At 63.2% G+C, this 25,803-nt stretch carries 27 protein-coding genes and 1 pseudogene; 17 read left to right on the forward strand and 11 right to left on the reverse strand.

What is annotated here, in order from left to right:
* Positions 1–816, forward strand: a complete 816-nt coding sequence (locus tag ACN9MX_RS00905) for an HpcH/HpaI aldolase/citrate lyase family protein (protein WP_363735537.1) — start codon at positions 1–3, stop codon at positions 814–816.
* A gap of 189 nt (positions 817–1,005) precedes the next feature.
* Positions 1,006–1,743: a hypothetical protein gene (locus tag ACN9MX_RS00910; protein ID WP_363828055.1), complete on the forward strand. Its 738-nt coding sequence runs from the start codon at positions 1,006–1,008 to the stop codon at positions 1,741–1,743.
* A 114-nt stretch (positions 1,744–1,857) separates the two neighbouring features.
* Here ACN9MX_RS00910 and ACN9MX_RS00915 read toward each other — a convergent pair whose 3' ends face one another.
* Genes ACN9MX_RS00915 through ACN9MX_RS00925 form a run of 3 tightly spaced genes read right to left on the reverse strand, consistent with a single transcriptional unit; the run spans position 1,858 to position 3,452 of the window.
* Complete coding sequence (locus tag ACN9MX_RS00915; protein ID WP_363828058.1) at positions 1,858–2,451, reverse strand: YdeI/OmpD-associated family protein; 594 nt, start codon at positions 2,449–2,451, stop codon at positions 1,858–1,860.
* Positions 2,452–2,454: 3 nt separating this feature from the next.
* Complete coding sequence (ubiG, locus tag ACN9MX_RS00920) at positions 2,455–3,192, reverse strand: bifunctional 2-polyprenyl-6-hydroxyphenol methylase/3-demethylubiquinol 3-O-methyltransferase UbiG (protein WP_363828061.1); 738 nt, start codon at positions 3,190–3,192, stop codon at positions 2,455–2,457.
* 32 nt (positions 3,193–3,224) lie between these two features.
* The gene (locus ACN9MX_RS00925) at positions 3,225–3,452 is read right to left on the reverse strand and encodes a hypothetical protein (RefSeq protein WP_363828063.1); all 228 of its coding nucleotides are present in this window, start codon (positions 3,450–3,452) and stop codon (positions 3,225–3,227) included.
* A 179-nt stretch (positions 3,453–3,631) separates the two neighbouring features.
* Between ACN9MX_RS00925 and ACN9MX_RS00930 the strand changes: the two genes are divergently transcribed.
* The 4 genes from ACN9MX_RS00930 (at position 3,632) to ACN9MX_RS00945 (ending at position 7,949) form a co-directional block, all read left to right on the forward strand.
* Positions 3,632–4,897 carry an aspartate kinase gene (locus ACN9MX_RS00930; RefSeq protein WP_363735528.1) on the forward strand — a complete coding sequence of 422 codons (1,266 nt, stop codon included), beginning with the start codon at positions 3,632–3,634 and terminating at the stop codon, positions 4,895–4,897.
* A 116-nt stretch (positions 4,898–5,013) separates the two neighbouring features.
* Complete coding sequence (locus tag ACN9MX_RS00935; RefSeq protein ID WP_363828066.1) at positions 5,014–6,024, forward strand: NAD(P)H-dependent flavin oxidoreductase; 1,011 nt, start codon at positions 5,014–5,016, stop codon at positions 6,022–6,024.
* A 111-nt stretch (positions 6,025–6,135) separates the two neighbouring features.
* Positions 6,136–6,969 (forward strand): hypothetical protein, encoded by an 834-nt coding sequence (locus ACN9MX_RS00940; RefSeq protein ID WP_363828069.1) that lies wholly within the window; start codon positions 6,136–6,138, stop codon positions 6,967–6,969.
* 239 nt (positions 6,970–7,208) lie between these two features.
* Entirely contained in the window at positions 7,209–7,949 is a 741-nt protein-coding gene (locus tag ACN9MX_RS00945; RefSeq protein WP_363828072.1) for an SDR family oxidoreductase, read from the forward strand.
* A 58-nt stretch (positions 7,950–8,007) separates the two neighbouring features.
* Here the strand turns inward: ACN9MX_RS00945 and ACN9MX_RS00950 are convergent, their stop codons facing one another.
* Positions 8,008–8,682: a winged helix-turn-helix transcriptional regulator gene (locus ACN9MX_RS00950; RefSeq protein WP_363828075.1), complete on the reverse strand. Its 675-nt coding sequence runs from the start codon at positions 8,680–8,682 to the stop codon at positions 8,008–8,010.
* A 123-nt stretch (positions 8,683–8,805) separates the two neighbouring features.
* On the opposite strand from ACN9MX_RS00950, the gene ACN9MX_RS00955 reads away from it, so the two are divergent.
* Genes ACN9MX_RS00955 through ACN9MX_RS00975 form a run of 5 tightly spaced genes read left to right on the forward strand, consistent with a single transcriptional unit; the run spans position 8,806 to position 11,420 of the window.
* Positions 8,806–9,246, forward strand: coding sequence for a VOC family protein (locus ACN9MX_RS00955; RefSeq protein WP_363735523.1), 441 nt, complete (start codon positions 8,806–8,808; stop codon positions 9,244–9,246).
* Positions 9,247–9,274: 28 nt separating this feature from the next.
* On the forward strand, positions 9,275–9,637 hold the full coding sequence (locus tag ACN9MX_RS00960) for a DUF1428 domain-containing protein (RefSeq protein WP_133654562.1): 363 nt from the start codon (positions 9,275–9,277) through the stop codon (positions 9,635–9,637).
* An 11-nt stretch (positions 9,638–9,648) separates the two neighbouring features.
* Positions 9,649–10,452 (forward strand): VOC family protein, encoded by an 804-nt coding sequence (locus ACN9MX_RS00965; RefSeq protein WP_363828077.1) that lies wholly within the window; start codon positions 9,649–9,651, stop codon positions 10,450–10,452.
* Between the two features lie 12 nt (positions 10,453–10,464).
* Positions 10,465–10,956, forward strand: coding sequence for a VOC family protein (locus ACN9MX_RS00970; protein WP_363735520.1), 492 nt, complete (start codon positions 10,465–10,467; stop codon positions 10,954–10,956).
* A complete protein-coding gene (locus ACN9MX_RS00975; protein ID WP_363828079.1) occupies positions 10,953–11,420 on the forward strand; it encodes an SRPBCC domain-containing protein in 468 nt (155 codons plus the stop codon). The genes ACN9MX_RS00970 and ACN9MX_RS00975 overlap by 4 nt, the downstream gene beginning before the upstream one ends.
* Before the next feature lie 227 nt (positions 11,421–11,647).
* Here ACN9MX_RS00975 and ACN9MX_RS00980 read toward each other — a convergent pair.
* The 4 genes and pseudogenes from ACN9MX_RS00980 to ACN9MX_RS00995 all read right to left on the reverse strand — a co-directional run bounded on the left by ACN9MX_RS00980 (position 11,648) and on the right by ACN9MX_RS00995 (position 16,138).
* A pseudogene (locus tag ACN9MX_RS00980) lies at positions 11,648–12,429 on the reverse strand (IS5 family transposase).
* Between the two features lie 479 nt (positions 12,430–12,908).
* On the reverse strand, positions 12,909–13,286 hold the full coding sequence (locus ACN9MX_RS00985) for a hypothetical protein (protein WP_363735517.1): 378 nt from the start codon (positions 13,284–13,286) through the stop codon (positions 12,909–12,911).
* A gap of 407 nt (positions 13,287–13,693) precedes the next feature.
* Positions 13,694–14,863, reverse strand: coding sequence for a pyridoxal phosphate-dependent aminotransferase (locus tag ACN9MX_RS00990; RefSeq protein WP_363827757.1), 1,170 nt, complete (start codon positions 14,861–14,863; stop codon positions 13,694–13,696).
* A gap of 117 nt (positions 14,864–14,980) precedes the next feature.
* Positions 14,981–16,138, reverse strand: a complete 1,158-nt coding sequence (locus tag ACN9MX_RS00995) for a pyridoxal phosphate-dependent aminotransferase (RefSeq protein WP_363735515.1) — start codon at positions 16,136–16,138, stop codon at positions 14,981–14,983.
* 151 nt (positions 16,139–16,289) lie between these two features.
* On the opposite strand from ACN9MX_RS00995, the gene ptsP reads away from it, so the two are divergent.
* The 6 genes from ptsP to ftsH all read left to right on the forward strand — a co-directional run bounded on the left by ptsP (position 16,290) and on the right by ftsH (position 23,935).
* The gene (ptsP, locus tag ACN9MX_RS01000; protein WP_363735513.1) at positions 16,290–18,566 is read left to right on the forward strand and encodes a phosphoenolpyruvate--protein phosphotransferase; all 2,277 of its coding nucleotides are present in this window, start codon (positions 16,290–16,292) and stop codon (positions 18,564–18,566) included.
* Between the two features lie 91 nt (positions 18,567–18,657).
* Entirely contained in the window at positions 18,658–19,611 is a 954-nt protein-coding gene (locus ACN9MX_RS01005) for a helix-turn-helix domain-containing protein (RefSeq protein ID WP_363827760.1), read from the forward strand.
* Between the two features lie 131 nt (positions 19,612–19,742).
* A complete protein-coding gene (locus ACN9MX_RS01010) occupies positions 19,743–20,636 on the forward strand; it encodes a tetratricopeptide repeat protein (protein ID WP_363827936.1) in 894 nt (297 codons plus the stop codon).
* Positions 20,637–20,643: 7 nt separating this feature from the next.
* The gene (gene tilS, locus ACN9MX_RS01015) at positions 20,644–21,588 is read left to right on the forward strand and encodes a tRNA lysidine(34) synthetase TilS (protein ID WP_363735511.1); all 945 of its coding nucleotides are present in this window, start codon (positions 20,644–20,646) and stop codon (positions 21,586–21,588) included.
* 138 nt (positions 21,589–21,726) lie between these two features.
* Positions 21,727–21,918, forward strand: coding sequence for a hypothetical protein (locus ACN9MX_RS01020; RefSeq protein WP_066555398.1), 192 nt, complete (start codon positions 21,727–21,729; stop codon positions 21,916–21,918).
* Positions 21,919–21,985: 67 nt separating this feature from the next.
* A complete protein-coding gene (gene ftsH, locus ACN9MX_RS01025) occupies positions 21,986–23,935 on the forward strand; it encodes an ATP-dependent zinc metalloprotease FtsH (protein ID WP_363735509.1) in 1,950 nt (649 codons plus the stop codon).
* A gap of 143 nt (positions 23,936–24,078) precedes the next feature.
* Here ftsH and ACN9MX_RS01030 read toward each other — a convergent pair whose 3' ends face one another.
* The 3 genes from ACN9MX_RS01030 to ACN9MX_RS01040 are packed head-to-tail and all read right to left on the reverse strand — an operon-like array spanning position 24,079 to position 25,753.
* Positions 24,079–24,726, reverse strand: coding sequence for a heme exporter protein CcmB (locus tag ACN9MX_RS01030; protein WP_133654573.1), 648 nt, complete (start codon positions 24,724–24,726; stop codon positions 24,079–24,081).
* Positions 24,723–25,331: a heme ABC exporter ATP-binding protein CcmA gene (gene ccmA, locus ACN9MX_RS01035; protein WP_363827763.1), complete on the reverse strand. Its 609-nt coding sequence runs from the start codon at positions 25,329–25,331 to the stop codon at positions 24,723–24,725. Before ccmA ends, ACN9MX_RS01030 begins: the two co-directional genes overlap by 4 nt.
* Positions 25,328–25,753 (reverse strand): metallopeptidase family protein, encoded by a 426-nt coding sequence (locus ACN9MX_RS01040; protein ID WP_133654575.1) that lies wholly within the window; start codon positions 25,751–25,753, stop codon positions 25,328–25,330. Before ACN9MX_RS01040 ends, ccmA begins: the two co-directional genes overlap by 4 nt.
* Positions 25,754–25,803 lie beyond the last annotated feature (50 nt).

The raw sequence follows: 25,803 nt of genomic DNA on the forward strand, positions 1-25,803 counted from the left end.
ATGTTGTTGCGTCATGCCCGATCGCTGCTGTTCCTGCCCGCGTCCAACACGCGCGCCATCGTCAAGGCGCGGACGCTGTCCTGCGACATGGTCATACTGGACCTGGAGGATGCAGTACCGCCCGATCGCAAGGAAGAGGCATTGGCCAATGCGGTCGCAGCGGTTGCGGAGGGTTTTGGCAGCCGTCTCTCCGCGGTGCGCATCAATGTGGAAGGCACGCCCTCCCACGGGCGGGAGATGGTGACGCTCAAGACGTCAGCCGCTGATTATGTGGTTATCCCCAAAGTGGAAAATCCTCGTCAGGTGAAGGATGTGTTCAGCGTTTGCCAGAAGCCCGTGATCGCGATGATAGAGAGTGCGGCCGGCGTGCTCATGGCGCAGGCGATTGCCGCGGCGGAGGGGTGCGCGGGGCTGTTCATGGGGAATAACGATCTGAGGCAGGACCTCGGGATACCGCCCTTGGCCGGACGGGAGGGTCTGACCCTCTCCATGCAGTCCGTCATACTCGCGGCGCGGGCGGCGCGGATCGCCGTGTTCGATGGCGTGTTCAACCGGCTGGACGATGAGGCCGGGTTTGAGGGCGAGTGTGCGGCGGGCCATGCGCTGGGTTTTGACGGCAAGACGCTGATCCATCCCAGTCAGGTCCCCGTCGCCAACCAGGTGTTCGGCCCGGATCCGCAGTCGGTCGCCGATGCGCGGCGGCTGATCGAAGCGGCGACGGGCGGCGCCGAGCGGTTCGAGGGACGCATGATCGAGAGCATGCATGTCGAGGAAGCGAAGGCGCTGATCGCGCGGGCGGATGCCATAGTGTCATAGTTCCGCCCAAAGATTGACACTATTTGGCATGGGCAATCTGGCCGCCTGGCCCGTGTGAACGAAGAAATCGCGTAAATCCGGGATGTTTCCGGATGCGTCATAAATGTCACTGTCAAATAAATTAATGGCATTTTTACGGCAAAATGGTAGGATTTAATATGCGGGGTCTGAGATTCTGCGAGGTCCATCATGTCCAGGTTGAGGATGGCGGCCTGTGCCGCCAGTGGTATCGTTGCGCTCTTTTTCGGCGGGGTTGCCTCCGCCGAGGCGGCGCGATGTTGGCAGCCTTATGAAATCGAGGCGGCGCGCGTCAGGGATTTGCAGATCATGTTGATGCTGGGATCGCTGAAATGTCGTTCAACAAACAGTGAAATCATGGCGAAATATGACAAATTTCGTGAAAAAATGGGAAGTGCGGACAATTACAACAATGCGTTGAAGCTTCGGTTCATGCGCGAGAATGGCATTGCCGGTGGACAGCGCGCCTATGATGATTTCATCACGAAAATGGCGAACAGTCATACCGATGGCGTGCAGTCGGCGGGTTTCTGCGAGATGGCTGATACGCTGCTGACGTTGGCGATGAATGCCGGTCAGAATGAATTGCCGACGCTGGCGCGGAATTTTTCGGAAAAGCCGGCCGGGGTGGGCGACATGTGTGACGTGACGGCGGTCGCGGCCACGCCTCCGCCCGTGGCGCTGGCGGGGGATGCGGCGGCGCCGGTCGCCGTGGCGGAAGCGGCACCGCCTGCAGTTACGCCCCAATCCGCGGCGGCTGCGCTGGAGGCAGCCGCTGTCGCGCTGCAATCGGCTGCGGCTAGCCTCAAGGCTCCACCTGCCGATGTGGGGGTCAAGGATGCCGGAGCCAAGGATGCCGCTCCGGCCGCCCAGCCGCAGTTGGTGGCCGTTGCCAAGCCGGTCAGTTGAGAGTGCCATGGGTGCCGCGCCTTGGGGAGCGCGGCTGGGGGAATGCGAGCCCCGGAACGCTTTTTTCAGAGCCCCGCTGCGTTCCGCCTGTTTCGCTATCGGTCTCGTAGCCCTTCAGCGCTTTTCATATTTCCAGTTGCGGCCCTTGCCTGCCGCGATCCATTCGACGGCTTGTCCGATGCGCCTGTCGCGGGTTGCGTCGGTTCGGGCATCGTTGATCCACTCGCAATAGTCGCGAACCTTGCCAGGCGGGAAATCAGCCCAATTCGCGGCTGCGGCAGGATTGGCGTCGAGAGCGGCCGCGAAGGCGGGGTGCAGCGGCAGCGGAGCACGCGGCGTCTTCGCGCCCCTGCGCGCTTCGTCGCCGGCGTCGATCAGCGCCACGGCCTTCTTCAGCAAAACCGCGATTTCCGCGTCGTTGGGCAGATCGTCCCGGCTTTCAATCCGTCCGAATTGCCCCATGGCTTCGCTCCGCGCTTCGCCAGACGCAACCTTGTCATGCCAGAAGCCGAAGGCGACATGCCGCTTGAACCCTGCGATGTGGCAGAGATTGCGGTCCCGATAGGTAAAGAAAGGCATGCCCCATTTGACTGCCTCGTCAATGTCGGGAGAGGCCGCGTGGATGAGGTCGCGCAAATGGCTGAGGATCGGTCGGGCGAAGTCGGCCTGTCGCGCGATATAGGCGTCGATGCGGGGATCGACCGGCATGGATCAGCTGCGCCGGTGGCGCGCGGTCAACAGATAGTTGATCGCCTTGTTGGGCGAGAGGATGAAGCCTCTGGCAGGTGAGAAGCTGAGCCCACTGCTGTCGATCACTTCCAGGCCCGCATTGTCGAGCAGCCTCGCAAGTTCTTCCGGATTGAGGAATTTACGCCAGTCATGCGTGCCCTTGGGAATGCCGCCGATGCTTTCGCCGATGGTGATCATGGCGAGGCGGGAGAGGGGCGTGCGGTTGGGCGTCGAGAGGATCAGCAGGCCCTCGGGCGCCAGCCTGTCGGTCAGCGCGCCGACGAAGGCGGCGGGGTCCGCGACATGTTCGATCACCTCCATGCAGGTGATGAGGTCAAAGTCGCCTTCCTCCAGCCGTTCCACAGGGGTAGCGCGATAGTCGATGGCGAGTCCCTGGCCGGCGGCATGGTTGCGCGCCACGGCGATATTCTCTTCCGCTGCATCGAGGGCAGTCAGGCTTGCCCCCAGGCGCGCCAGCGGTTCGGCCAGCAGCCCGGCTCCACAACCCACGTCCAGGGCGCGGCGGCCGGCGAGAGGGTGGAAGCCATCACCCTGTTCCGGCCAATGCCGGTCGACCGCATCACGAATATAACGCAGTCGGACAGGATTAAGCTTGTGCAGCATGGCGCTGCTGCCGTTGGGATCCCACCAGTCGGCGGCCATGGTGCCGAAATGGGCGGCCTCGCGTGGATCGATGGTGCTGGACGCTATGTTCTCCATGGCATCCTGCTACCAGCGTCGGGGATTGCAGGCTATGGCTGTTTTTCGCACTGTCTCGCATTGGCTGGCGACGCTGATCCGAATTCCCGCGCCTTGTCGTCCTTGTCGAGGCGGCGGTAAGGGTCGTGCGTCGCCTCCTCCGTGCGGCGCATTTCTTTCGGTGTGCGGTGCCTGCGGTTGCTGAGCATCACGAAGATCAGCACGACGCCGGGCAGGATCGATCCGCCGATCGTCACTATCGCCCATAAGCTGCTTTCCATCGCATCCTCCGTTGCCTGGCCCCGAACAGCCAATGAACGACAGGTTGCCGGTTCCCCGCTGCGTCCGGGCAATGGTATCGCTTTGCTTGCCATATTCGCCGCTGCTGCTAATAGGAGCGCCGTTTTTGCGCCCTTCGGGGATATTTCATTTCTTTTCAGCAGGCGGGTTCGACAGGCAAATGGCGCGCATCGTGATGAAATTCGGCGGCACCTCCATGGCGGGGATGGAGCGAATTCGCAACGTGGCCGCGCGAGTCAAACATGTCGTCGAACAGGGGCATGAGGTCGCCGTCGTCGTGTCCGCCATGGCGGGCGAGACCGATCGGCTGGTGGGTTTCTGCAAGGAAGCCTCGCCGCTCTACGACCCGGCGGAATATGACGTTGTCGTTGCTTCGGGCGAACAGGTGACGAGCGGCCTGCTGGCCATGACCCTGAAGGCGATGGGCGTGGACGCGCGGAGCTGGCTCGGCTGGCAGCTTCCGATCCGCACCAACGAAGCTCATGCCAAGGCGCGCATCGGGGACATCGACACGATCGACCTGCTGGCGTCGATGCGGTCGGGTACGGTGGCGGTCATCCCCGGCTTCCAGGGCATGATGGAGGATGGCCGCATCTCCACCCTCGGTCGCGGCGGGTCCGATACATCGGCGGTGGCCGTGGCCGCCGCGCTCAAGGCCGACCGCTGCGACATCTATACCGACGTCGATGGCGTCTACACCACCGATCCCCGCATCGTCGCGCGGGCGCGCAAGCTGGACCTCGTCACCTATGAGGAGATGCTGGAACTGGCTTCGGTCGGCGCCAAGGTGCTCCAGACCCGCTCGGTCGGCCTCGCCATGAAGGAAGGCGTGGTCGTGCAGGTGCTTTCCTCCTTCGATGATCCCAACCAGGACGACCTCCCCGGCACGCTGATCGTCAGCGAGGAGGAACTGGAAGCCAAGCTCAAGGAAGACAAGATGGAACGTCAGCTCATCACCGGCATCGCCCATGACAAGAATGAGGCGAAGATCACCCTGACCCGCGTGCCGGATCGTCCGGGCGCGGTGGCGCACATCTTTGGCCCGCTGGCGGACAGCGCGATCAATGTGGACATGATCATCCAGAATGTCGGCCGCGACAAGGGCGAGACGGACGTCACCTTCACCGTGCCGGGCGCTGACCTGGCCCGCGCGCTGGACGTGCTGGAGAGCCAGAAGGACGTGATCGGCTTCAATCGGGTGATCCCGGATACGAAGGTGGCGAAGGTGTCGGTCGTCGGCGTCGGCATGAAGAGCCATGCGGGCGTGGCGTCCACCATGTTCAAGTCGCTGGCCGATCGCGGGATCAACATCCTTGCCATCTCCACCAGCGAGATCAAGGTGTCGGTGCTGATCGACGAGGATGAAACCGAACTGGCCGTGCGCGTGCTGCATACGGCCTACGGCCTCGACGCGCCGGTCGCCTGAGCTAAGCTCTTTACTAAAGTCGCCATTCCCGCAAAGGCGGGACTCCATTTCCCGGCCTTTCGTCTGGGGATGGGATGGGAGATGAATCCCCGCCTTCAGGGGATGACGGAGTTATTATGACCAACGCCAAACTCGCTTCCCTGATGGCTCGCGGCGCTGATTTTCTCGGCTGCGAGGTCGCGATTCTCTGCGGGGCGATGAGCTGGGTGTCGGAGCGCAATCTGGTCGCCGCGATCTCCAATGCGGGGGGCTTCGGCGTGATCGCCTGCGGGGCGATGACACCCGAATTGCTCGACAAGGAGATTGCGGCGACCAAGGCGCTGACCTCCAGGCCGTTCGGCGTCAACCTGATCACCATGCATCCGCAGCTTTTCGAGCTGATCGACGTCTGCGCGAAGCACCATGTCGGCCATGTCGTGCTGGCCGGCGGGCTGCCGCCCAAGGGGAGCATTGAGGCGATCAAGGAGAAAGGCGCGAAGCTGATCTGCTTCGCCCCGGCGCTGGCGCTGGCCAAGAAGCTGGCGCGTTCCGGCGTTGATGCGCTGGTGATTGAGGGCATGGAGGCCGGTGGCCATATCGGGCCCGTGTCCACCAGCGTGCTGGCGCAGGAAATCCTGCCGGAAATGGCGTCGCAGCTTCCGGTCTTCGTCGCGGGCGGCATCGGCCGGGGCGAGTTGATCGCCGGTTATCTGGAAATGGGTGCGGCGGGTGTGCAGCTTGGCACCCGCTTCGCCTGCGCGACCGAGAGCATCGCCCATCCGAGCTTCAAGAAGGCCTTCTTTCGCGCATCCGCCCGTGATGCGATCACCAGCGTGCAGATCGACCCGCGCCTGCCGGTCATTCCCGTGCGTGCGCTTAAAAATGCGGGGACCGAGGCCTTCACGGCCAAGCAGAGGGAAGTCGCCAATCTGCTGGACAGCGGCGCGGTCGATATGGGGGAGGCGCAGCTCCAGATCGAACATTATTGGGCCGGCGCCTTGCGCCGCGCGGTGATCGACGGCGATGTCGAGGGCGGCTCGCTGATGGCGGGCCAGTCGGTCGGCATGGTGTCGAAGGAGGAGCCGGTGGCCGAGATCATCGCCCAGTTGCTGGACGAAGCGGCGGTGGCGCTCGAGCGGCGGGCCTGAAACCGGACGAAGCGAATCTATCGCCCGATGGACTGAGCGTTGACCTGTCGTCAGGAACGCTTGGCTTTGCGATGAGTTGTGCTGTCCGGATCATGTTCTAAGGGATGACAGGTGCCGCCCCGTGCCGCTTTTCGCCGTTTCTGCCAGCTAAGCTCTCTTGCCGCCCTTGCCTGGGTGGCGGGATGTTCCACGCCCGAGAAAGCGCCGCCCACGCCGCCACCGCCGGTGGTGCCGACCATAAAGCCGCTGCCGCCAATGGGTGCGGTAGAGGAAATGAGCATTCCCGAAGTCGGGGATGACGGAAAATATCTCACGCCCAATCGTGGTGTGACGGCCAACACCGCTCTTTGGCATGTGCGCATGGCGCTCAATGTCGCGGCGCTTTCCTGCTATGGCGTCAACGAACCGGCGCGCATCCAGTATAACCAGATTTTGCATGTGCATGAGCGGGTGTTGAGAGAGGCGAATGCCGCGGTCGACCGCAATTATCTTGCCGCTTACGGCACGGGCGGCCTTAGGGCGCGCGAGCTGCTCAATACGGTGGTCTACAATTTCTTCGCCCTGCCGCCGGTGACGAAGAGCTTCTGCCCCGTCGCGATAGAGGTGGGTGCGAAGATACTGGCGATGCCGTCCAACCAGCTTCTCGCCTATGCCCCCGAAGCGCTCACCCAGTTGGAAAAGCCGTTCCAGGAATTTTACGCCGCCTATGCCGATTATCTGCGGCGGCTGGCCGAATGGCAGTCGCGCTTTGGCGGGACGGTGAGCGTGGTCGTATCGCCCACGCCGCTGCCGCCGCCGCCCACCCCGCCCAAGGAGGTCACGGCCGGCTTCGTGGCCCAATCCTCGATCCCGCCATCGGCCAGGGTGCCCGGCGCCCCGGTGCGGGTGGAGGTGCCGACATTTCCGCTGACGCCGATGCGGGAAACCTACATCCCCATGCAATAGAACGGCTTCCAGGTGACCGGGGCCGATCCCTTGCCAGGAAACAGGGGAGGCACGGATGCCGAGCGCCGATCTGTTTCATCCCGATCGAAACTGCCTTTGGGGAGCGCGGCGTAAGGCCAGGCGGAGGTCACGCTCCAGCTTATTACCATTGCATTGTTTCAATCGGAAAAGCGGTTCCTACATTTCCGCACGATGCTCTAGATGGCCCATCACATCATCCTTCGAAAGGGGAACGACCTATGCAGAAAAGCGGAAACACTGTCCTGATCACCGGCGGCGGTTCGGGCATTGGCGCGGCGCTGGCGCACGAATTCCATGCCGCGGGCAATCAGGTCATCATCGCGGGACGGCGGCAGGCGGCGCTGGACGCCGTGGTGTCGAACCATCCCGGCATGGCCTCACTGACCATCGACATGGAGGATCCCGCAGCAATTGCGACCTTTGCGGCGAAGCTGGTCACGGAATTTCCGGCACTCAACGTCGTGATCCATAATGCCGGAATCATGGTGGCAGAGGAGCAGGTCGACCTTGCCATAGCGGAGGCGACGGTGGCGACCAACCTGCTGGGGCCGATCCGGCTGACCCATGCGCTGCTGCCGCACCTGCTGGCGCAGAAGGCCGCGACGCTGATGACGGTGACGTCGGGCCTTGCCTTCGTCCCGCTGGCCGCGACGCCGACCTATTGCGCGACCAAGGCGGCGATGCATAGCTGGTCGCAGTCGATGCGCGAACAGCTCAAGGGCACGAGTGTCGAACTGATCGAACTGGTACCGCCGGGCGTGCAGACCGACCTGATGCCGGGCCATGCCGAAAATCCGCAGATGATGCCGCTCGACCAATTCATTGCGGAGGTCATGGCATTGCTGGGGCAGGAGCCGGCGTTGGAGGAGATCTGCGTGGAGGGCGTGAAGATGCTGCGCGAGGCGGAGCAGCGCGGCGCGTTCGGCCAGGTGTTCGCGATGCTGAACGGCGCGCACTGAGGAAAGAGGTCAAGTCCTCCCCCTCATGCGAGGGGGAGGCAAGTCTGCCTGCCTTGGCTCATCCCGAAGAGGGCGTTGCCGTTGCGGGCGCTTTGGGTGGCAGGGGGAAGAGACGGACAAAGCGTTCTGCCAGGGCCCTGTTCCCGTCCACCTGAAGCGCAGCGGCGACATCCTCAAACGCCAGGCCACCATAGATCAGGCCGGCCAACGCATTCGGGTCGCCCGAAAAGATGACGTCGGCGCCGGCTGCTTCGCCCCGGCCGGCGGTGAAATCACCCCCTTTGATGACCAGGCGGAACTCTTCGTCCCCCAGACGCAGGCCGATCGTGGCGTTCATGTCCCCAATGCGGCTGCGGTCGATCATTGTGCGCATCGACAGGATCACCGATGCATTGCTCATCGGCATGCCCGGCTGCATCGTGGGGGATCGGCACGCCCAGCGGCCAAGCACCTGGAACAATATCTCCGACTCGCGACCCCATTCCGTCAGCTCATAGATCTGGCTGGCTGCCGGCGGCGGCAGGCGCCGGCGAACAAGAATGCTGGCGGCTTCCAGTTCTTCGAGCCTTTGCGTCAGCACGTTGGCGCTGATTCCGGGCAGGCTGCCGCGCAAATCAGTGAAGCGCTTGGGGCCAAGTATCAATTCCCGCATGATCAGCATGGCCCAGCGATCACCGATCAGATCCAGTGCATGGGCTGTCGCACACCCGTCTTGATAAGCCCGTTTCTTCACAGTGCAATCCATTGGTTATTTTTTATAACTTGATAGTTGTTAAATATAATATAGAAGTTCATAAAGTTCAAGCCGATGAGTCGGCGCGGCCATCAGGCAAAATGATCCCCAAGGAGAAGTGTGATGCCTAACACCCCCGCTCCAAAGATGATTTTCGTCAACCTGCCGGTAAAGGACCTGGCTGCCTCAATCGCATTTTACGAAGCGGTCGGCGCGGTCCGGAACAATGATTTTGCCGACGACAGCGCGCAGATGATGAGCTTTTCCGAAAATATCCACGTCATGCTGCTGACGCATGAGCGTTTCTCCGGCTTTACGCCGCGCAGCATTCCCAATGCCCATGAGACGGCGCAGGTGCTGCTTGCGCTCAGCGAGGCGAGCCGGGCGGACGTCGACGGGACAACCGACAAGGCGCTGGCCGCAGGCGGGACGGAGCCCAATCCCCGGCAGGATCATGGCTTCATGTATGGCCGCAGCTTTGCCGACCTGGACGGTCATATCTGGGAAGTGACCTGGATGGATGTGGAAGCGGCGCTGGCGATGAACAAGGAAGCCGCCGCCTGAACTCTGCCTTGTCCTGAGGAGAGAGACAATGAGCTACATGGATGGTTTCGTGATCCCCGTACCGAGGGGTAACAAGGAAAAGTACAGGGAGGTTGCGGCTTATGCCGCGCCGATCTTCATCGAACATGGCGCGCTGAGGGTCGTGGAATGTTGGGCGAGCGACATCAAGCCCGGCAAGGTCAACGACTTCCGCACCGCCGTCATCGCCGAGGAGGGTGAGGAGGTCGTCTTTTCCTGGATCGAATGGCCCGACAAGGAAACGCGCGACACGGGTGCGGAGAAGGTCATGAAGGATCCGCGAATGCAGCCGAAGGAAGGGGAAGACATGCCTTTCGTCGGCGCGCGGCTGATCTATGGCGGGTTCGAAGTGCTGATCGACGCCAAGGCTTGATGGAGGCTGCGATGACTGATCTGAACGGCAAATTCTTCTGGTATGAATTGATGACCAGCGATCCGCAGGCGGCGATCGCCTTCTATGGCGATGTCGTAGGCTGGACCGCGCAGCCCTTTGGCGGGGAACGGACCGACGATCCCTATCATGTCCTGTCGGGCAGCGCGGGGCCGATGGGCGGGATCATGTCCATTCCGGCGGAGGCGAAGGATTGTGGCATGTCGCCCTGGTGGGGCGGTTATATCGGTTCGGCCGATGTGGACGCGGACGCAAGGCGGCTGGCCGAGGCCGGCGGCAGCGTGCAGCGTCCGCCGGAGGACATTCCGGGCGTGGGGCGCTTTGCGGTGATGAGCGATCCGGGCGGCGCGGTGTTCATGCTGCTCAGGGGTTCCAGCCCGGACGGGATGAAGCCGGCACCGATGATGGCGAACGGCCATGTCGGTTGGCATGAGCTCTACAGCGGCGATTTCGCTGCCGATCTGGCCTTCTACACGGGGCAGTTCGGCTGGGCGAAGGGCGATGCCATGGATATGGGGGAGATGGGCAGCTATCAGCTCGTCTCTCAGTCCGGCAGCGCTGATTTTCAGGGCATGACCGGCGGCATCATGCCGCGTCCCCCGCAAGTGCCGGTGCCGCTATGGCTGTTCTACTTCGCCGTGCCCGACATCGATATGGCGCTCGAGAAGGTGAAGGCTGGCGGCGGGACCGTGCTGAACGGACCGATGGAGGTGCCGGGCGGCGCCTGGATCATCCAGGCCGCCGATCCCCAGGGCGCGATGTTCGCGCTGGTGGGCATGCGCTCCGGCGCGGCATAAGGGAGAGGAACCATGTCGAAGATTTCACCCTGCCTGTGGTATAACGGGCAGGCAGAGGAGGCTGCGCGCTTTTATGTGTCGCTGTTCGGGGGAACGGTCGATTTCATCAGCCGCTATCCCGACGATAATCCCAGCCCCAGTCCGTTCAAGGGCGGGGACGTCCTGCTGGTCGAATTCACCCTGTTCGGCGACAGCTACCAGGCGCTGAACGGTGGGCCGGAATTCGGCTTCACCGAGGCGGTGTCGCTATCCGTCGCCTGCAAGGACCAGGCGGAGATCGACCGCTACTTCGAAGCCTTGACCGCCGACGGCGGTTCGCCCGGACCATGCGGCTGGCTGAAGGACAAATATGGCCTGTCCTGGCAGTTGGTGACGCAGGAGATCATGGACCTTTACAAAACCGGCGACGGACCGGGCATCCAGCGAATGATGGCGGAGATGATGACCATGCAGAAACTGGATACCGGCCGGATGAAGGCGGCTTTCGAAGGGAAATCGGCATGAGCGCGGCGGAGTTCGAATTGTCCGTGACCTGCCATGTCGCCGCCCCGCGTGAAATTGCATGGAAGGTATGGACGGACCTCAAGGACCAATGGTTCTGCCCGAAACCCTGGCGTGCCGAAGTGATTGAGGAGGATCTGCGGCCTGGCGGGCGGAGCGCGGTGCGCATGTTCGGTCCCAATGGCGAGGATACCGGGCCGATGGAGGGCATCGTGCTGGAGGTGGTGCTGCAGGAGAAGGTGGTGACGACCGACGCCTATGCATCCGGCTGGATACCGCAGACGCCCTTCATGACGGCGATCTGGAGCTTCGCCGACGAGGGCGAGGGCACACGCTTCACCGCCACTGCGCGTCATTGGGATGCCGAGACGATGACGAAGCACGAGCAGATGGGCTTCCACCCCGGCTGGGACCAGATGGCCGAGCAGTTCAAGGCCTTGTGCGAGACTTCGGCGGGAATGGCTTAGATGGGTGGGAAGCGGACCGTCGGATTTTGGGTGCAAAGCGACGATAGCTGACGTAGCTACGTGACGATGCCTGTAAGCCTTGGCATACGGATTTTATGGCAACATCGCTTTTCCAAAACGTTCCGCTCAAGGCCAAAGTCATTGGCTGGGGGATTATCTTCATACCATTTGCCGCATTGGTTCTTCTTGGAATAATGTTCCTGCGTCCTGAACCCATCGACCAACGGCTAGGCGATGTTGACAAAAGATTTCAGCCATAGGCGCACGGCGGCGAGGTTAAGGAAGCTGGCGAAGGAGAGCGCGGTCTTGTCATAGCGGGTGGCGATGCGTCGCTGGTTTTTCATGACCCCGAACATGCGCTCGATGCGGTTGCGGTCTCGATATCGCCGGAAATCGCATGGGGCAGGATCGCGGCGGTTTGCCTTGGGCGGGATGATGGGCAGGATATTGGTCATGAGCAGTTTTGCCCGCAGATCGTCGCCGTCATATCCCTTGTCGGCCAGCAGCGCTTTTGGCTTGGGCGCAGGCATAGCCATCAGGTCGTCAACGGCCTTGTAGTCCGAGACTTCCCCACCCGTGAGGACAAAACCAAGAGGGCGGCCGCGATTGTCACAGCGGGCGTGGACCTTGCTCGTAAAGCCGCCGCGTGATCGACCAAAAGCCTCCTTATGAGTCCCCCTTTAGCGCCCGCTGCCGATACATGGCCGCGAACCGTGGTGCTGTCGATCATGTGCTGCCAGTCGTCAGTCAGTCCCAGATCGACCAGCGTTTGCAATAGCGCGTCCAAGACGCCTTGTTCGGCCCAGCGCCGGAACCGAACATAGACCGAGTTCCACTTTCCATAGCGTTCATGCATGTCCCGCCAAGGGCAGCCTATCCGCAAAACATGCAGCATGCCGTTGAGAAAGAGGCGATTGTCACCCGCTGGCCGTGCCCACCGGCCGCGTTCGGGCGGCAGAAGTCCGCCGATCACCGCCCACTCTTCATCCGACAAATCGCCCCGAAACATCGCTGCCCCAAAAAAGCAGCCTTGAATCAGAACTCAGCCCAAATGAAAACCTCTTTTGTCAACATCGCCTAGTGTGGGGATGCTATGTTGCCGACGGTTCCCCACCCCTCGATATTCGCAGGGATACGATTTACATTATCGAGCCTGCCCGTCGCACATTTAGCTATATCGCCGAACCTTCCAAGACGAGCTATCAGTTAAATGTGCGACCTGCATTGCTGCTGACACGTGAACCGACCGGGCGCTATGAATTCTCTCCTACGCGAGGCGACGGCTATTTTTGGCCGTTGCTGCCCACCCCCGGAAAGAACAGAGATCGGGTAAGGCATCCCGGTGAATATGCTGGGCGCATCGAAATTGCCGCTGATGGGGGAGGGGTAGTATATTCTCGAACAAGCGATGTTCGTGCTTGTCTCCAATAGTCCGCTATTGAGAAGGCTTATTGCCCTGTTTAGCGACCGACAATGGTCGTTAGCCGACTATATCAGCATCCGTCCGCCCCATGAAAAAGCAACGGCATAGAAAAAGAGGGCGGCGAAAAAATAGCCTGCTGTTGATAGACGGCTCGGCCCGACTTCTACGGAACTGGGTCGTGTGTGAAATGCTCCCAGTGCCACGGGGAACCATGCGGCGATCAATGCGGCGGCAGCGATTTGGGTCTGCCAACCTCGCGCAGAAGCATCGACCCATAGGAAGCCTATATAAGCTAGAAGCGAGGCCGGAATTAGCAGGGCCAGATAAATCAACCAGCTTAATCTGAACCAATTCCGCGACGGCGGCGAGGAGGTTGGATCTGTCATATTCCAATTATCCGCGATCCCGCCAATGTCTGCAACGGAGATCACGTCGATGGGCATTGAGCGTCCACAAATGGTCGATCTCAGCCATGCGCTAAATGCGGTGAAGCAGCGTCGTAGTCGATCGCCACAATAGATACAGAGCACTGCTGAGAAAAACTATGCAGCCTCCGAGCATCAGGCGTGCCGTGATCAGGCCCGGACCGTCGCTCACCCCTACCGCCAAGATAGAATAGAAAGCGGCGACGCAGCTACCAACGAACAAAAGGAGTCCACCAATAAAGGCCACTTTTGGAAAACGGCCTATCAAGCTGTGCACTTTCAGCATGGGCAATTTATGTCCGCTTTAGCGTTGCAATTCAAGCCGAGCGGGCGGCGAGTTTTGGTCGAAATGCGCAGCCAACCTGTCGATGCACAGAAAAGGGCGCCCGGACCGCACCGGGCGCCCTTCTTCGGCTTTTTAAGGGTCAGGCCTTGTAAACCTTGCCCACTGCTGCGCGGAACTTCGCCATGTCGTCTGTCGAACCGACGGTGACGCGTGAGACGGTGGGCCAGATCGCCCAGTTGCGCCCGATCTGGACCTTTTCCGGTGTGGCGATCAGTGCGGCCTGCATGTCCTTGGCCGGCTTGGTCTTCCAGTCCACCATGAACATGTTGGCCTGGCTGCCAGGCTGCACCTCTATGCCGTTGCTGGTGAGCCAGGCGATGGTTTCCTCCCGGTTCGCGATCATTTCCTGACGCCGCGCCTTGATGAGGCCAGCTTCGGGGTAGACTGCATTGCCGCAGGCCATGGCGGTGATCGACAGGCCGCCGGCCGTGGGGCCGAAGAGGCTGATGCGTTTCTGGATTTCCGGGTCCGCGAAGGTCAGTCCCAGGCGCACGCCCGCCATGCCGAACAGCTTGGAAAAGGTCCGCATGACGATCAGGTCCTTGCGGCCCGCCACCAGCTTCACCGCGCTGGGCGCTTCGGAGAAGTGGATATAGGCTTCGTCGACCAGCAGGATCGAATCCTTGGGCTTGTTGGCGAGCAGCCATTCGATGTCGGCCAGCGGGGTCACGGTGCCGGTCGGGTTGTTGGGCGAGCAGATATAATAGAGCCCGGCATTGGGATTGGCGGCCAGCATCGCCTTCACGTCATGGCCCTTGCCGACGGCCTGGGGCGCCTTGGCAATGGGGGCCTTCAGGTAATCGGCCGTGCGCCAGGCGGATTCGAAGGTCGGATCGGCGGTGACAAGGCCCCTGGTGGGAGAGCAGAAAGCCGCTACCGTGCTGACCAGCGGGCCACCGGAGCCGGGCCACAGCATGATGTGTGATTCCGGAATGCCTTCCACCTTGGCGACGGTAGCGATCAGGTCGCCCTTGTAGTTATCCGGATCGTACCAGTTGCCGACGGCCGCGGCCCTGGCGGCGGCCTGCACCCCCGGTTCGAACGGGCCGGTCCAGCATTCGTTGGCGCCGATGCGCACCGCGCCCTTCACTCCGCGCGCGGCCTGCTGCTGCGCGAAGGCGGGCTGGACCAACATGTTGCCGGCAGCCGCGCCGGCAGCCATCAAAGCGGAAATCTTGCCAATGGTGCGACGGGAATAGCCCCGTTCGAGCAGGTCTTCGCGGGCGTCCTTTTCCAACATCATGGTCATGTCTGTCCCCTAGTTTTGCACGACTGCGTATATTCAACCGGGGGAAACGAAGGAGGCGGCGCATTTCCGCAATGCGCCGCCTCCGTTTTCGGGGAAATAATGAGCCGCTGTGCTTGATCAGGCTTTCCAGACCTTGTCGACGGCGTCGCAAAAGGCCTTCATCTCCTCGGTCGAGCCGACCGAGACGCGCGACACGTTTGGCCAGATCGGCCAGTTGCGCCCGATCTGCACCTTTTGCGCAAGGATCGCGGCCTGCATTTCCTTCGCCGGCTTGCCCCAGTCGACCATGAACATGTTGGCCTGGCTGCCCGGAATGACCTTGATCCCCTTCTTTTTCAGATGCGCGATGGCCATTTCCCGGTTGGCGACCATTTCGGCGCGGCGGGCCTTGATAAGGTCGGCCTGCGCCACCGACACCGTGCCGCAGGCGACGGCCGTCATCGGCAGCATCGCTGTCACCTGCCCGCCGTCATAGCGCATCATCTTTTGCATGATCGCCGGGCTGGCGAAGGTCAGTCCCAGGCGCATGCCCGCCATGCCGAACAGCTTGGAAAAGGTCCGCAGGATCAGCACATCGTCGCGGGTTGCGGCCAGTTTGGCGGCATTGGGACCGTCGAACCAGTGGATATAGGCCTCGTCGACGACGAGGATCGCGTCCTTGGGCTTGTTGTCGGCCAGCCACTGGATGTCCGCCAAGGGTGTCATCGTGCCCGTGGGATTATTGGGCGAACAGATATAATAGACGCCCGCATTGGGATCGGCGGCCAGCATCGCCTTCACGTCATGGGCATAGTCCTTGGTAAGCGGCACCTTCGTCACCTTTGCGCCCAGCCAGTCGCCAGTGCGCCAGATGGCTTCATAGGCAGGGTTGCCGGTGACGATGCCGCGGGTGGGGGAGGCATAGGCGACGGCGACGCGGCTCAACGGATCGCTGGAGCCCGGCCAGGCGGTGATATGCTCTGCGGGGATGCCCTCCACGGTGGCGACCGCAGCGAACAGCTTGGCATGCTCATCATCCGGTTCGTATCGATTGCCTTCCCGTACCAGCTTGAACGCGGCTTCGGCGGCGACAGGGAAGGGGCCGGTCCAGCATTCATTGGCGCCGATGCGCACGGCACCCTCGACCGGCTTTGCGGCCTGTTGCGCCATGGCACCGGTGACGCGCAGGGCTGCCGCGCCTGCACTCAGCAGGGCGGCGACCTTGCCCATCTGGCGGCGGGAATAGCCGCGGTCGATCAGATCCTGTTCGAACGCCTTCGTGTCGATTTCTGCCATATGCTCGTCTCCCTGACTCGCTGACCAACCAAGATTTTACGACCGTAAACGAATTCGCTTCCTCTTTCCGCCATGGGCGGGGAAGGAAATTGGATGGAACCGCGCATATTCGCCTTGGAAAGCGGACGTACGATCTGTTAGCGCTTGGTATATGCTCAGCACGCCCGCCGCCGCCGCCCGCCAGATCCTCGTCCGCCTGCAGGAAGTCATGGCCGCGCGCACCAGTGCGCAGGCGAAGCTGAACAAGGTGGTGGAGATCATCGGGGAATCGCTGTCGAGCGAGGTCTGCTCCATCTATCTGGTGCGCGAGGGGCTGCTGGAGCTGTTCGCGACCCGGGGTCTCAAGCAGGAGGCCGTCCACGTCACCCGCATGGCGATGGGCGAGGGGCTGGTCGGCATGATCGCCACCAATGTCGAGACGCTGAACCTGGACGAGGCGGCCTCGCACCCCGATTACAGCTATCGGCCGGAAACGGGGGAGGAACTGTTCCACAGTTTCGCCGGCGTGCCGATCGTGCGGCGGGAGCGCGCCATCGGCGTGCTTTGCGTCCAGCATGTCGAGCCGCGCCGCTATGAGGAAATCGAGATAGAGGCGCTGCAGACGGTGGCCATGGTGCTGTCGGAGCTGATCGCCAATGCGGAACTGGCCGATGACGGGCCACTGGACAGCAGGGTTCAGGACACGGGTCCGTCCGTGCTGCACGGGTTGCAGCTGGTGATGGGCATGGCGCGCGGCCATGCGGTGTTTCATCAGCCGCGCGTGCATATCGAACATACCGTCGCCGAAGATACGGAGGCGGAGCGGCAGCGCGTCATTTCCGCCTTCACCAAAATGCGCGAGCAGATCGACCGGATGACCGGCACGGCCGAGTTCGGTACGGAGGGCGAGCATCAGGAGGTGCTCGAAACCTACAAGATGTTCGCCTATGACGAGGGGTGGATCAGGCGGATCAACGAAGCGATCGACAGCGGCCTGACCGCCGAAGCCGCGATCGAGAGAGTGCAGCAACGCACGCGCATGCGCATGCGCCAGATCGACGATCCGCTGTTGCAGGACCGGATGCACGATCTGGAGGACATGGCGAACCGGTTGCTGCGCATCGTTTCGGGGCAATTGGGGACTGCGGCGCAGCTGGGCCTCAGGCAGGATGCCATCCTCATCGCGCGCAACCTGGGGCCGGCGGAACTGCTGGAATATGACCGGCGGCGGCTGAAGGGCGTCATCCTGGAGGAAGGATCGCTCACCGCCCATGTCACCATCGTCGCGCGCGCCATGGGCGTGCCGGTGCTGGGCCGCGTGCGTGACATCCGCCATCAGGTCAATGAGGGTGACCTGATCCTGATGGACGTCGCGGACAACAACTTGCTGATCCGGCCGACGCCCGACATGGAGGAGGCGTTCGAGAACAAGTTGCACGTGACGCAGAAGCGGCGGGCGGAATTTGCCGCGATGCGCGACCTGCCGTCGGTCACGGCGGACGGACAGCGGATCGAGTTGATGGTCAATGCCGGGTTGCGGGAGGATGCGCAGGCGCTGGACATTGTCGGCGCGGACGGCATCGGCCTTTTCCGCACGGAATTCCAGTTCCTGGTTTCCGCGACCTTGCCCCAGCGCGAAAAGCAGCAGCGCCTTTATCGCGACGTGCTGGACGCGGCGGGGGATCGTCCGGTTATCTTTCGCACTGTCGACATCGGCGGCGACAAGGCGCTGCCCTACATGGCGCGGGACGGCGAGGAGGAACTGGAGGACAATCCGGCCATGGGCTGGCGCGCGCTGCGGCTGGCGCTGGACCGGGACGGGCTGATGAAGGCGCAGGCCCGCGCGTTGCTGGAGGCGGCGGCAGGCAAGACATTGCACGTCATGTTCCCGATGGTGTCGGAACCCTGGGAATATGAGCAGGCTCGCGCGCTGGTCGAGCATCAGCGCGAATGGCTGATGGCCCAGAAGAAGAAGCTGCCGGTATCGGTGCGCTATGGCGCCATGCTGGAGGTGCCCGCGCTGGCAGAGGTGCTGGACCTGCTCCTGCCCCGGGTCGACTTCCTCTCCATCGGCACGAACGACCTCACCCAGTTCCTCTTTGCCGCCGACCGTGCGCATCCGCGCCTGGCGGAACGCTATGACTGGCTCAGCATAGCGATCTTGCGGTTTCTCGACAGGGTGGTTCGTGCCTGCGAGGCGCAAGAGGTGCCGGTAGGCGTCTGTGGTGAAATGGGTGGGCGCACGCTGGAGGCGATGGCGCTGGTCGGGCTGGGCGTGCGGCGCCTGTCGATCACGCCGGCCTCGGTCGGTCCCGTCAAGGCGATGATCCGCTCCCTCGACGCGGCGAAGCTGCGGACGGTGATGCGCAAGTTGCTCGACGAGGGTGTGACGGATGTTCGCTCGGCGCTGGTCGACTGGGCCGGGGAACATGCTATTGAATTGAATTGAGAGGATTGTGGCGACACATCGGGCCGGTGCGGCGTTGACAATCCCCGTCCCGCAATGAGACAAGGCCGGCCTTCAAGGATCGCGGAGCAGCATGTCAGAAGAAGCTGAACAGGAAGCCGGCGTCGCGACGCCGGAACGGCTAGGCACCCCGGGGGCGCGACTGCGTGCGGCGCGAGAGGCGCAAGGGCTGTCGATCCAGGACGTCGCCACCCGCACCCGCATAGCGCAACGGCAACTGGAGGCGATCGAGCGGGACGATTATGCCGCCTTGCCCGGCATACCCTATGCGGTCGGCTTCGCCCGCGCCTATGCCCGCGCCATCGACGTGGATGAGGTCGCGATTGCCGCCGACGTGCGCAGCGCCGTGCATAATTCGGATATGGGCAGCGTCCGTTACGAAGCGTTCGAGCCGGCTGATCCGGCGCGTGTTCCGTCCCGCGCGCTGGCTTGGACGGCCGCCGCCATCGTCGTGATTCTGATGGCGGGCTTTGCGGTGTGGCGCATGCAGGTCATGACCCCGCCGACGGGCGAGGAAATCGCGGCGCAGCAGGCGCCGGCACCGACCGCCGCCCATCCTGCCGCTGGCGCGCCCCAGGCTGCGCCGGTGTCGCAGACCGTGCTGTTCACTGCCAATGACGATGTGTGGCTGCGCATCTATGACGAGGCTGGCGAGCGGCTGAAGGACGGCCTTATGAAGAAGGGCGAGACCTTCACGCTGCCGGCCAATGCGCGCAATCCGATGATATTGACCGGCCGGCCGCAGGCGCTCACCGTGACGGTCGGAGGGAAGCAGATCGCGCCGCTGGGGCCGCCGGACCGGACCATTGCCGACGTGCCGGTCAATGCCGAGGCGCTGCTCGCGCGTGCGGCGCCGACTGGCGGGGCGACGACGCCGGCACTGGCACCGGCGCCTTCCACCCGGACGGGCGCCGGGCATGCGGTTCCCGCTGTGTCGCCCACGGCTCCGGCGGCGCCAGCCGCATCGGCATCGCCCGGCATGGCTCCAGCCGAGACTGCTCCCGCCCAGACCGCTCCTGAGGATTAAGGCGTCGACTTTACGCCAACGGCTTTAGGCAAAGTCTCGCTTTACCGGGCGGGATAACGCCTTATGGTTACGGATGGAGAGCGGCCGGGATGCGCCGTATTGCATTGAAGAAGTTCAAGTCGGGGATCATCATGCGTAACGCCTTTTTCGCGACCTCTGTACTGGTGCTGGCCGCGCCCGTCGCGGCCCAGAATGTCAGCGTCGATGTGCGGGTTGACCGGCTGGAGAAGGAAATGCGCGCCGTGCAGCGCAAGGTGTTTCCCGCCGGCGCGCCGCTGGAGGCGGAAATCACCCGCCCGGCGACGCCCGCCATCATGCCCGGATCGCCTTCCTCAACGCCGGTGGCCGACCTGACGGCGCGGGTGAGCGCGCTGGAATCGCAACTTGCCTCTGTCACCGGTCAGGTCGAGGAAAACAGTTTCAAGCTGAAGCAGTTGGAGGAGGCGTTCAACCGCTACAAGGCGGAGCAGGAAAGCCGCGCCGCGCCCGTTGTCGTACCCCCGGTCTCCGCACCCTCGGCTTCTGTTGCGCCTGCTGCGGCATCCAGCCACCCCGCGCCTCGCCCCGCCCCCAGCGGCGCAAGCGAGGAGCGCAAGACCGCTGTTGCCGCGATCGAGCGGCCTTCCAGCGGCAATGAGGCGGACGATGCCTATAGCTACGGTTTCCGCCTATGGGACGCGAAATTCTATCCGGAGGCGCAGGCGCAGCTGAAGGCGACGGTCGACAAATATGGCAGCAGCCCGATCGCCAGCAAGGCGGCGAACCTGCTGGGCCGCGCTTATCTGGACGATGGCAAGCCGGCGCTCGCGTCGGTCGCCTTCTATGAAAATTATCAAAAGCGTCCCAAGGGCGACCGCGCGCCCGACAGCCTGGCCTATCTGGGCGAAGCGCTGATCCAGCTCAAGAAACCGGCTGACGCATGCAAGGTCTATGCGGAACTGGAGCAGGTCTATGGTGCGACCCTGTCGACCGGTCTGCGCGGCATGATGGACAAGGGCCGGACCAGGGCCAAGTGTACCGCCTGAAGCGCGGATGAGTGAGGGCGATCCCGTCGACGAGCTGATCCGGGCGATTGCTTCGCTGATCGGGGAAGACGGCGCCGCCCGCTTCGGCGTGGCGGTGTCGGGCGGTCCGGACAGCATGGCGCTGCTCGACATGGCGGGAAGGGCCTTTGCCGGGCGGGTCGAGGCCGCGACGGTCGATCACGGTTTGCGCGAAGCATCCGCCGCCGAGGCCGCGATGGTGGCGGACTGGTGCGCGCGGGCGGGGATCGTCCATACCACGCTGCATCCTGACGGCGCGGTTCGGGGCAATGTGCAGGGCTGGGCGCGGGCACAGCGTTATGCGCTGCTGGAGGGCTGGCGGGTGGCACGAGGCCTGGACTGGCTGCTGACCGCGCATCACGCCGATGACCAACTCGAAACACTGCTGATGCGCCTCAACCGGGGATCCGGCGTCAGCGGGCTGGCGGGCGTGCGGGCGCGGCAGGGTGTGGTTCTGCGACCGCTGCTGGGGATGCGCAAGGCGGCATTGTTGGCCTATGCGCGTGTGCGCGGGCTGCCTTATGTCGATGATCCGTCGAACAGCGATCCGCGCTTTGACCGGGCGGCCTTGCGAGCGGAGCTGGCGGGGGTCGAATGGATAGATGCCGAGGCGGCGGGCCGCAGTGCTGCGGCTCTGGCGGAGGCCGAGGAAGCATTGGAATGGATGGTGGATGATCTCGCTGCGCGTCACCTGTCGGCCGAAGGAGAAGGGCTGGCGCTGGATCGCACCGATCTGCCGCGCGAATTGCTGCGACGATTGCTTCTGCGGATGGTGAAGCGATTGCAGCCTGACGCCTCGCCGCCCCGAGGGGACGCCGTCGATCGCCTGATCGAAGCAGCGCGCCAAGGACGAAAAATGAGTGTTGGGCGCCTGGTGTTGAAGGGCGGATCCCGATGGACGCTAACCGTCGCGCCGCAGCGGCGATGGCAATAGCAATAGAGGATCGTTACGGAAAGGTTCCACCGCTTGGCGCGTCCGGCGAACCATCTGTCGATTTGTCCGCGCAAAATGACCTTTCCTTAACGCCTATGCTGGTTAATGAGGCCAGTTGAGCGTGGGATTTTTCGATTCATGTTTGAATTTGCAGCGGTGACCTATGGCCTGCTGGCCAGCGTCATTCTTTCGGCAGCACAGCGCAATCACCGGATGGAACGGCCCCATCCGCCAATGTTGCTCTATACAGGGTATATGCTCTGCGGTCTTTCCGCAGGGGTCGCGGTGATCCTGGCCTATATCGCCTTGTCGCAATTTGTCGGCGGCTGACCGGAGAGGTCGCGCGCTTGCGATTTTGCTGCGGCATCCTATCTTGCCGGGTGAAAGAGAGTGGTGAATGAACGACGAGAAGGACCCGCAGGGTAATCCCTGGATCAAGAGCGCGATGATTTGGGCGGGGGTAATTGTCGCCCTGCTGCTGTTCGTCTCCATGTTCGACAGCCGCACGGCGTCGACCGCCGGCACGGGCATCGCCTATTCCGAATTCCGTGCCAAGGTGCAGGAAGGCCAGGTCAAGGACGTCGCCATCGCCACCGACCGGATTTCCGGCACACTGAGCAGCGGCCAGAAATTCAGCACCGTCCCGGTCAACGATCCGGGGCTTACCGGCCTTCTGGACGACTATAATGTAAAATATTCCGGACAGGCGGAGGAACAGCCGAGCTTCTGGATGATCCTCATCTACCAGTCGCTGCCATTCCTGTTGATCCTGGGCATTGCCTTCTTCGTGCTGCGCCAGATGCAGAAGGGCGGCGGTGCGGGCGGCGCGATGGGCTTCGGCAAATCGAAGGCCAAGCTGCTGACGGAGAAGCACGGCAAGGTGACGTTCGATGACGTCGCCGGTATCGACGAAGCGCGCGAGGAGCTTCAGGAAATCGTCGAGTTCCTGAAGGACCCGACCAAGTTCGCGCGGCTGGGCGGCAAGATTCCCAAGGGCGCGCTGCTGGTCGGTTCGCCTGGCACCGGCAAGACGCTGCTGGCCCGCGCGATCGCGGGTGAGGCGGGCGTGCCCTTCTTCACCATTTCGGGTTCGGACTTTGTCGAGATGTTCGTCGGCGTCGGCGCCAGCCGCGTGCGCGACATGTTCGAGCAGGCAAAGAAGAATGCGCCCTGCATCGTCTTCATCGACGAAATCGACGCGGTCGGCCGCCATCGCGGCGCTGGTCTGGGCAACGGCAATGACGAACGCGAGCAGACGCTGAACCAGCTTCTGGTCGAGATGGACGGCTTTGAGGCGAATGAGGGCATCATCATCGTCGCGGCGACGAACCGCCCCGACGTGCTGGACCCCGCGCTGCTTCGTCCGGGCCGCTTCGACCGGCAGGTCGTGGTGCCCCGTCCCGACATCGAGGGCCGCGAGAAGATCCTGGCTGTTCACATGAAGAAGGTGCCGCTGGCGCCGGACGTCAATCCGCGGACCATCGCGCGGGGCACGCCGGGTTTCTCCGGCGCGGACCTCGCCAACCTCGTCAATGAAGCCGCGCTGATGGCGGCTCGTCGCGGCAAGCGCCTCGTCGCCATGGACGAGTTCGAGGCGGCGAAGGACAAGGTCATGATGGGCAGCGAGCGCCGCTCCATGGTCATGACCGACGATGAAAAGAAGATGACCGCCTATCATGAGGCGGGCCATGCCATCGTCGCGGTCCATGAGCCGGCGTCCGACCCGATCCACAAGGCGACGATCATCCCGCGCGGCCGTGCGCTGGGCATGGTGATGCGCCTGCCGGAGCGGGACAGCTACAGCTACCACCGCGACAAGATGCACGCGAACATGGCCGTCGCCATGGGTGGCCGCGTGGCCGAGGAGATCATCTTCGGCTATGACAAGGTGTCTTCGGGTGCGTCGGGCGACATCCAATATGCCACCAAATTGGCGCGCGACATGGTTACGCAATGGGGCATGTCCGACAAGCTTGGGCCGCTCCAATATGAGGAGCAGCAGGGCGAGACTTTCCTCGGCTATTCGCAGAGTCAGCGCGTCCATATGTCGGACGAGACGGCGAAGCTGATCGACAAGGAAATTCGGGGGCTGGTCGAGCAGGGCTATGCCCGGGCGCAGGAAGTGCTGAGCGGACACGAGGATCAGCTTCACCTGCTTGCCAATGCGATGCTGGAATATGAGACGCTCTCGGGCGACGAGATCAAGACGTTACTCGAAAAGGGTGAGATCACCCGCGACGACGGCACGACGATCAAGCCGTCGGTGATCCCGGCGGCGGGATCTTCGATCCCGAAAACGCGCCGTCGCAAGGGGCCTTTCGGCGATCCATCGCCTGCTGGCGCTTGATCCCACCTCTATATTCGGAAAGGCGCTGCCTGAGGGCGGCGCCTTTTTTGTCGGATGCAGCCGGCTTTGGGCTGGAAGAGCGGTCCTCAGCCGTCCGCCCGGCTATGCATGAAGAGTGGGCGGGAACCGTGCCGGATCCTTTTTCACTCCCGCCCCGCGCGAATGGCGGCGCCTCCGGCAAAGGGGGTGATCGCTACCAGCAGCAATGACGTGGCGCCCAGGAATTTGAGCGCCGCACCGCTGCCATCGCCCAGCGTCCCTGCGCCGAAGATCAGAAGCGGCACGGCAAGCGGCAAGGCCAGCAGCCCCGACAGCGCGCCGCTGGAGCGCAATCCTGCCGTCAGCGTCGCGACCAGCAATCCCAATGCCGCCAGCGCGGGCGTGCCGATCAGCAGTCCCGCTTCGAGCAACCCGATGGTCGTTCCGTCGAGCTTCAACAGCGCAGCCGCGGGCAAGGTCGCGACCATCAGCGCCGGTCCAAATCCCAGCCAGTGGGCAATCAGCCTGGCAAGCACGACCGTCTCTTCCCCGATGCCGCGCAGCGCCAACTGGTCAAGCACGCCGGCGTCGCGATCCGGCGCCACCAGCCGGTCCACTGGCAGCAGACTGGCGAGCAACGCCGCAATCCACAGCATGCCGCCGCCGCTCCGCCGCAACAATGCCGCGTCCGGACCCACGGCAAAGGGATAGAGGCTGGCCACCAGCAGCAGAAAGGCGACCGGCAGCCACAGTCCGGCGGATTGCCAGGATTGCCGCAAATCCCGCGCCGCCAGGGTCAGGAGGATGGTCATGCCTCCTCCTCCATCGCCCAGACATGGTCCTGCATCTTCACCATGGCGGGGCTGGCCAGCGGCAAGGGTTGGTGCGATGCGGCCACGACGATCCCGCCATCGGCCAGATGTCGGGTCACCGCTTTTCCCAGCAGGTCAAGCGCCGCCTCGTCAAGTCCGTTGCCCGGCTCGTCGAGCAGCCAGATGGGTGCGCCGCTCGCGATCACGCGCGCCAGCGCCGCCCGTTTCCTTTGTCCCGTCGACAGCAGGCGCACCGGCACCTGGCTGAGAGGTTCCAGCGCCATTGCCGCCAATGCTGCATCCAGGGCCTCCGGCGCTGTTGCATCCAGCCGCGCCCAGAAACGGAGCGCCGTTCCAAGTGGCTGCTCCGTGTCCAGGGCCAGCCTTTCGTCTGTAAGGGCTACCCGGCCCTGGCGTTCGACTGTCCCGGCGGTCGCAGCCAGCAGGCCGGCGCAGATGCGCATCAGGCTGGACTTGCCGATGCCGTTCGGCCCCTTCAGCAACGCACTGCCGCCCGGCTCCAAGCTGAGGTCGACGTCGCGGAACAGCCGCCGCCCGCCCCGCGCGCACGCGACGCCCGACAGGTGCAATCCCGCCGGGCTCATAGCGTGACCATATCCTCCAGCACGTGCATGTCGAGGTCAGACAGGCCGAAATGATGGCCGATCTCGTGTACGACGACATGGGTGATCAGCATGTCGAGCGGCACGCCGGTTTCGACCCATTCGTCCAACAATGGGCGACGGAACAGGTGGATGGTCGGCGGCAGGTCGCCGGTCTGTGCCCTTTCTCCGACCGGGCGCCCGGTATAAAGGCCGGTCAGGCCGAAGGGATCATCGATCTCCATCTCCTTGAGCAGCTTGGGATCGGCAAACTCCTCCACGAACAGCAGGACATTGGAAAGGTGCGAGCGGAACGGCTCAGGCAATCGGGAGAGAGCCCCCAGCGCCAGGCTTTCAATATCCTCGCGCGTCGGCGCAAATCGGGGCTGTTGACCGGCATCGTCCATAAGGGAGACATAAAGCATGTTCCGAATCGTCTGCAAACCGCCGACGCACCGGAAAATGGGTTAATGCC

This window comes from Sphingobium sp. R-21, assembly GCF_049913335.1.
Classification (GTDB): Bacteria; Pseudomonadota; Alphaproteobacteria; order Sphingomonadales; family Sphingomonadaceae; genus Sphingobium.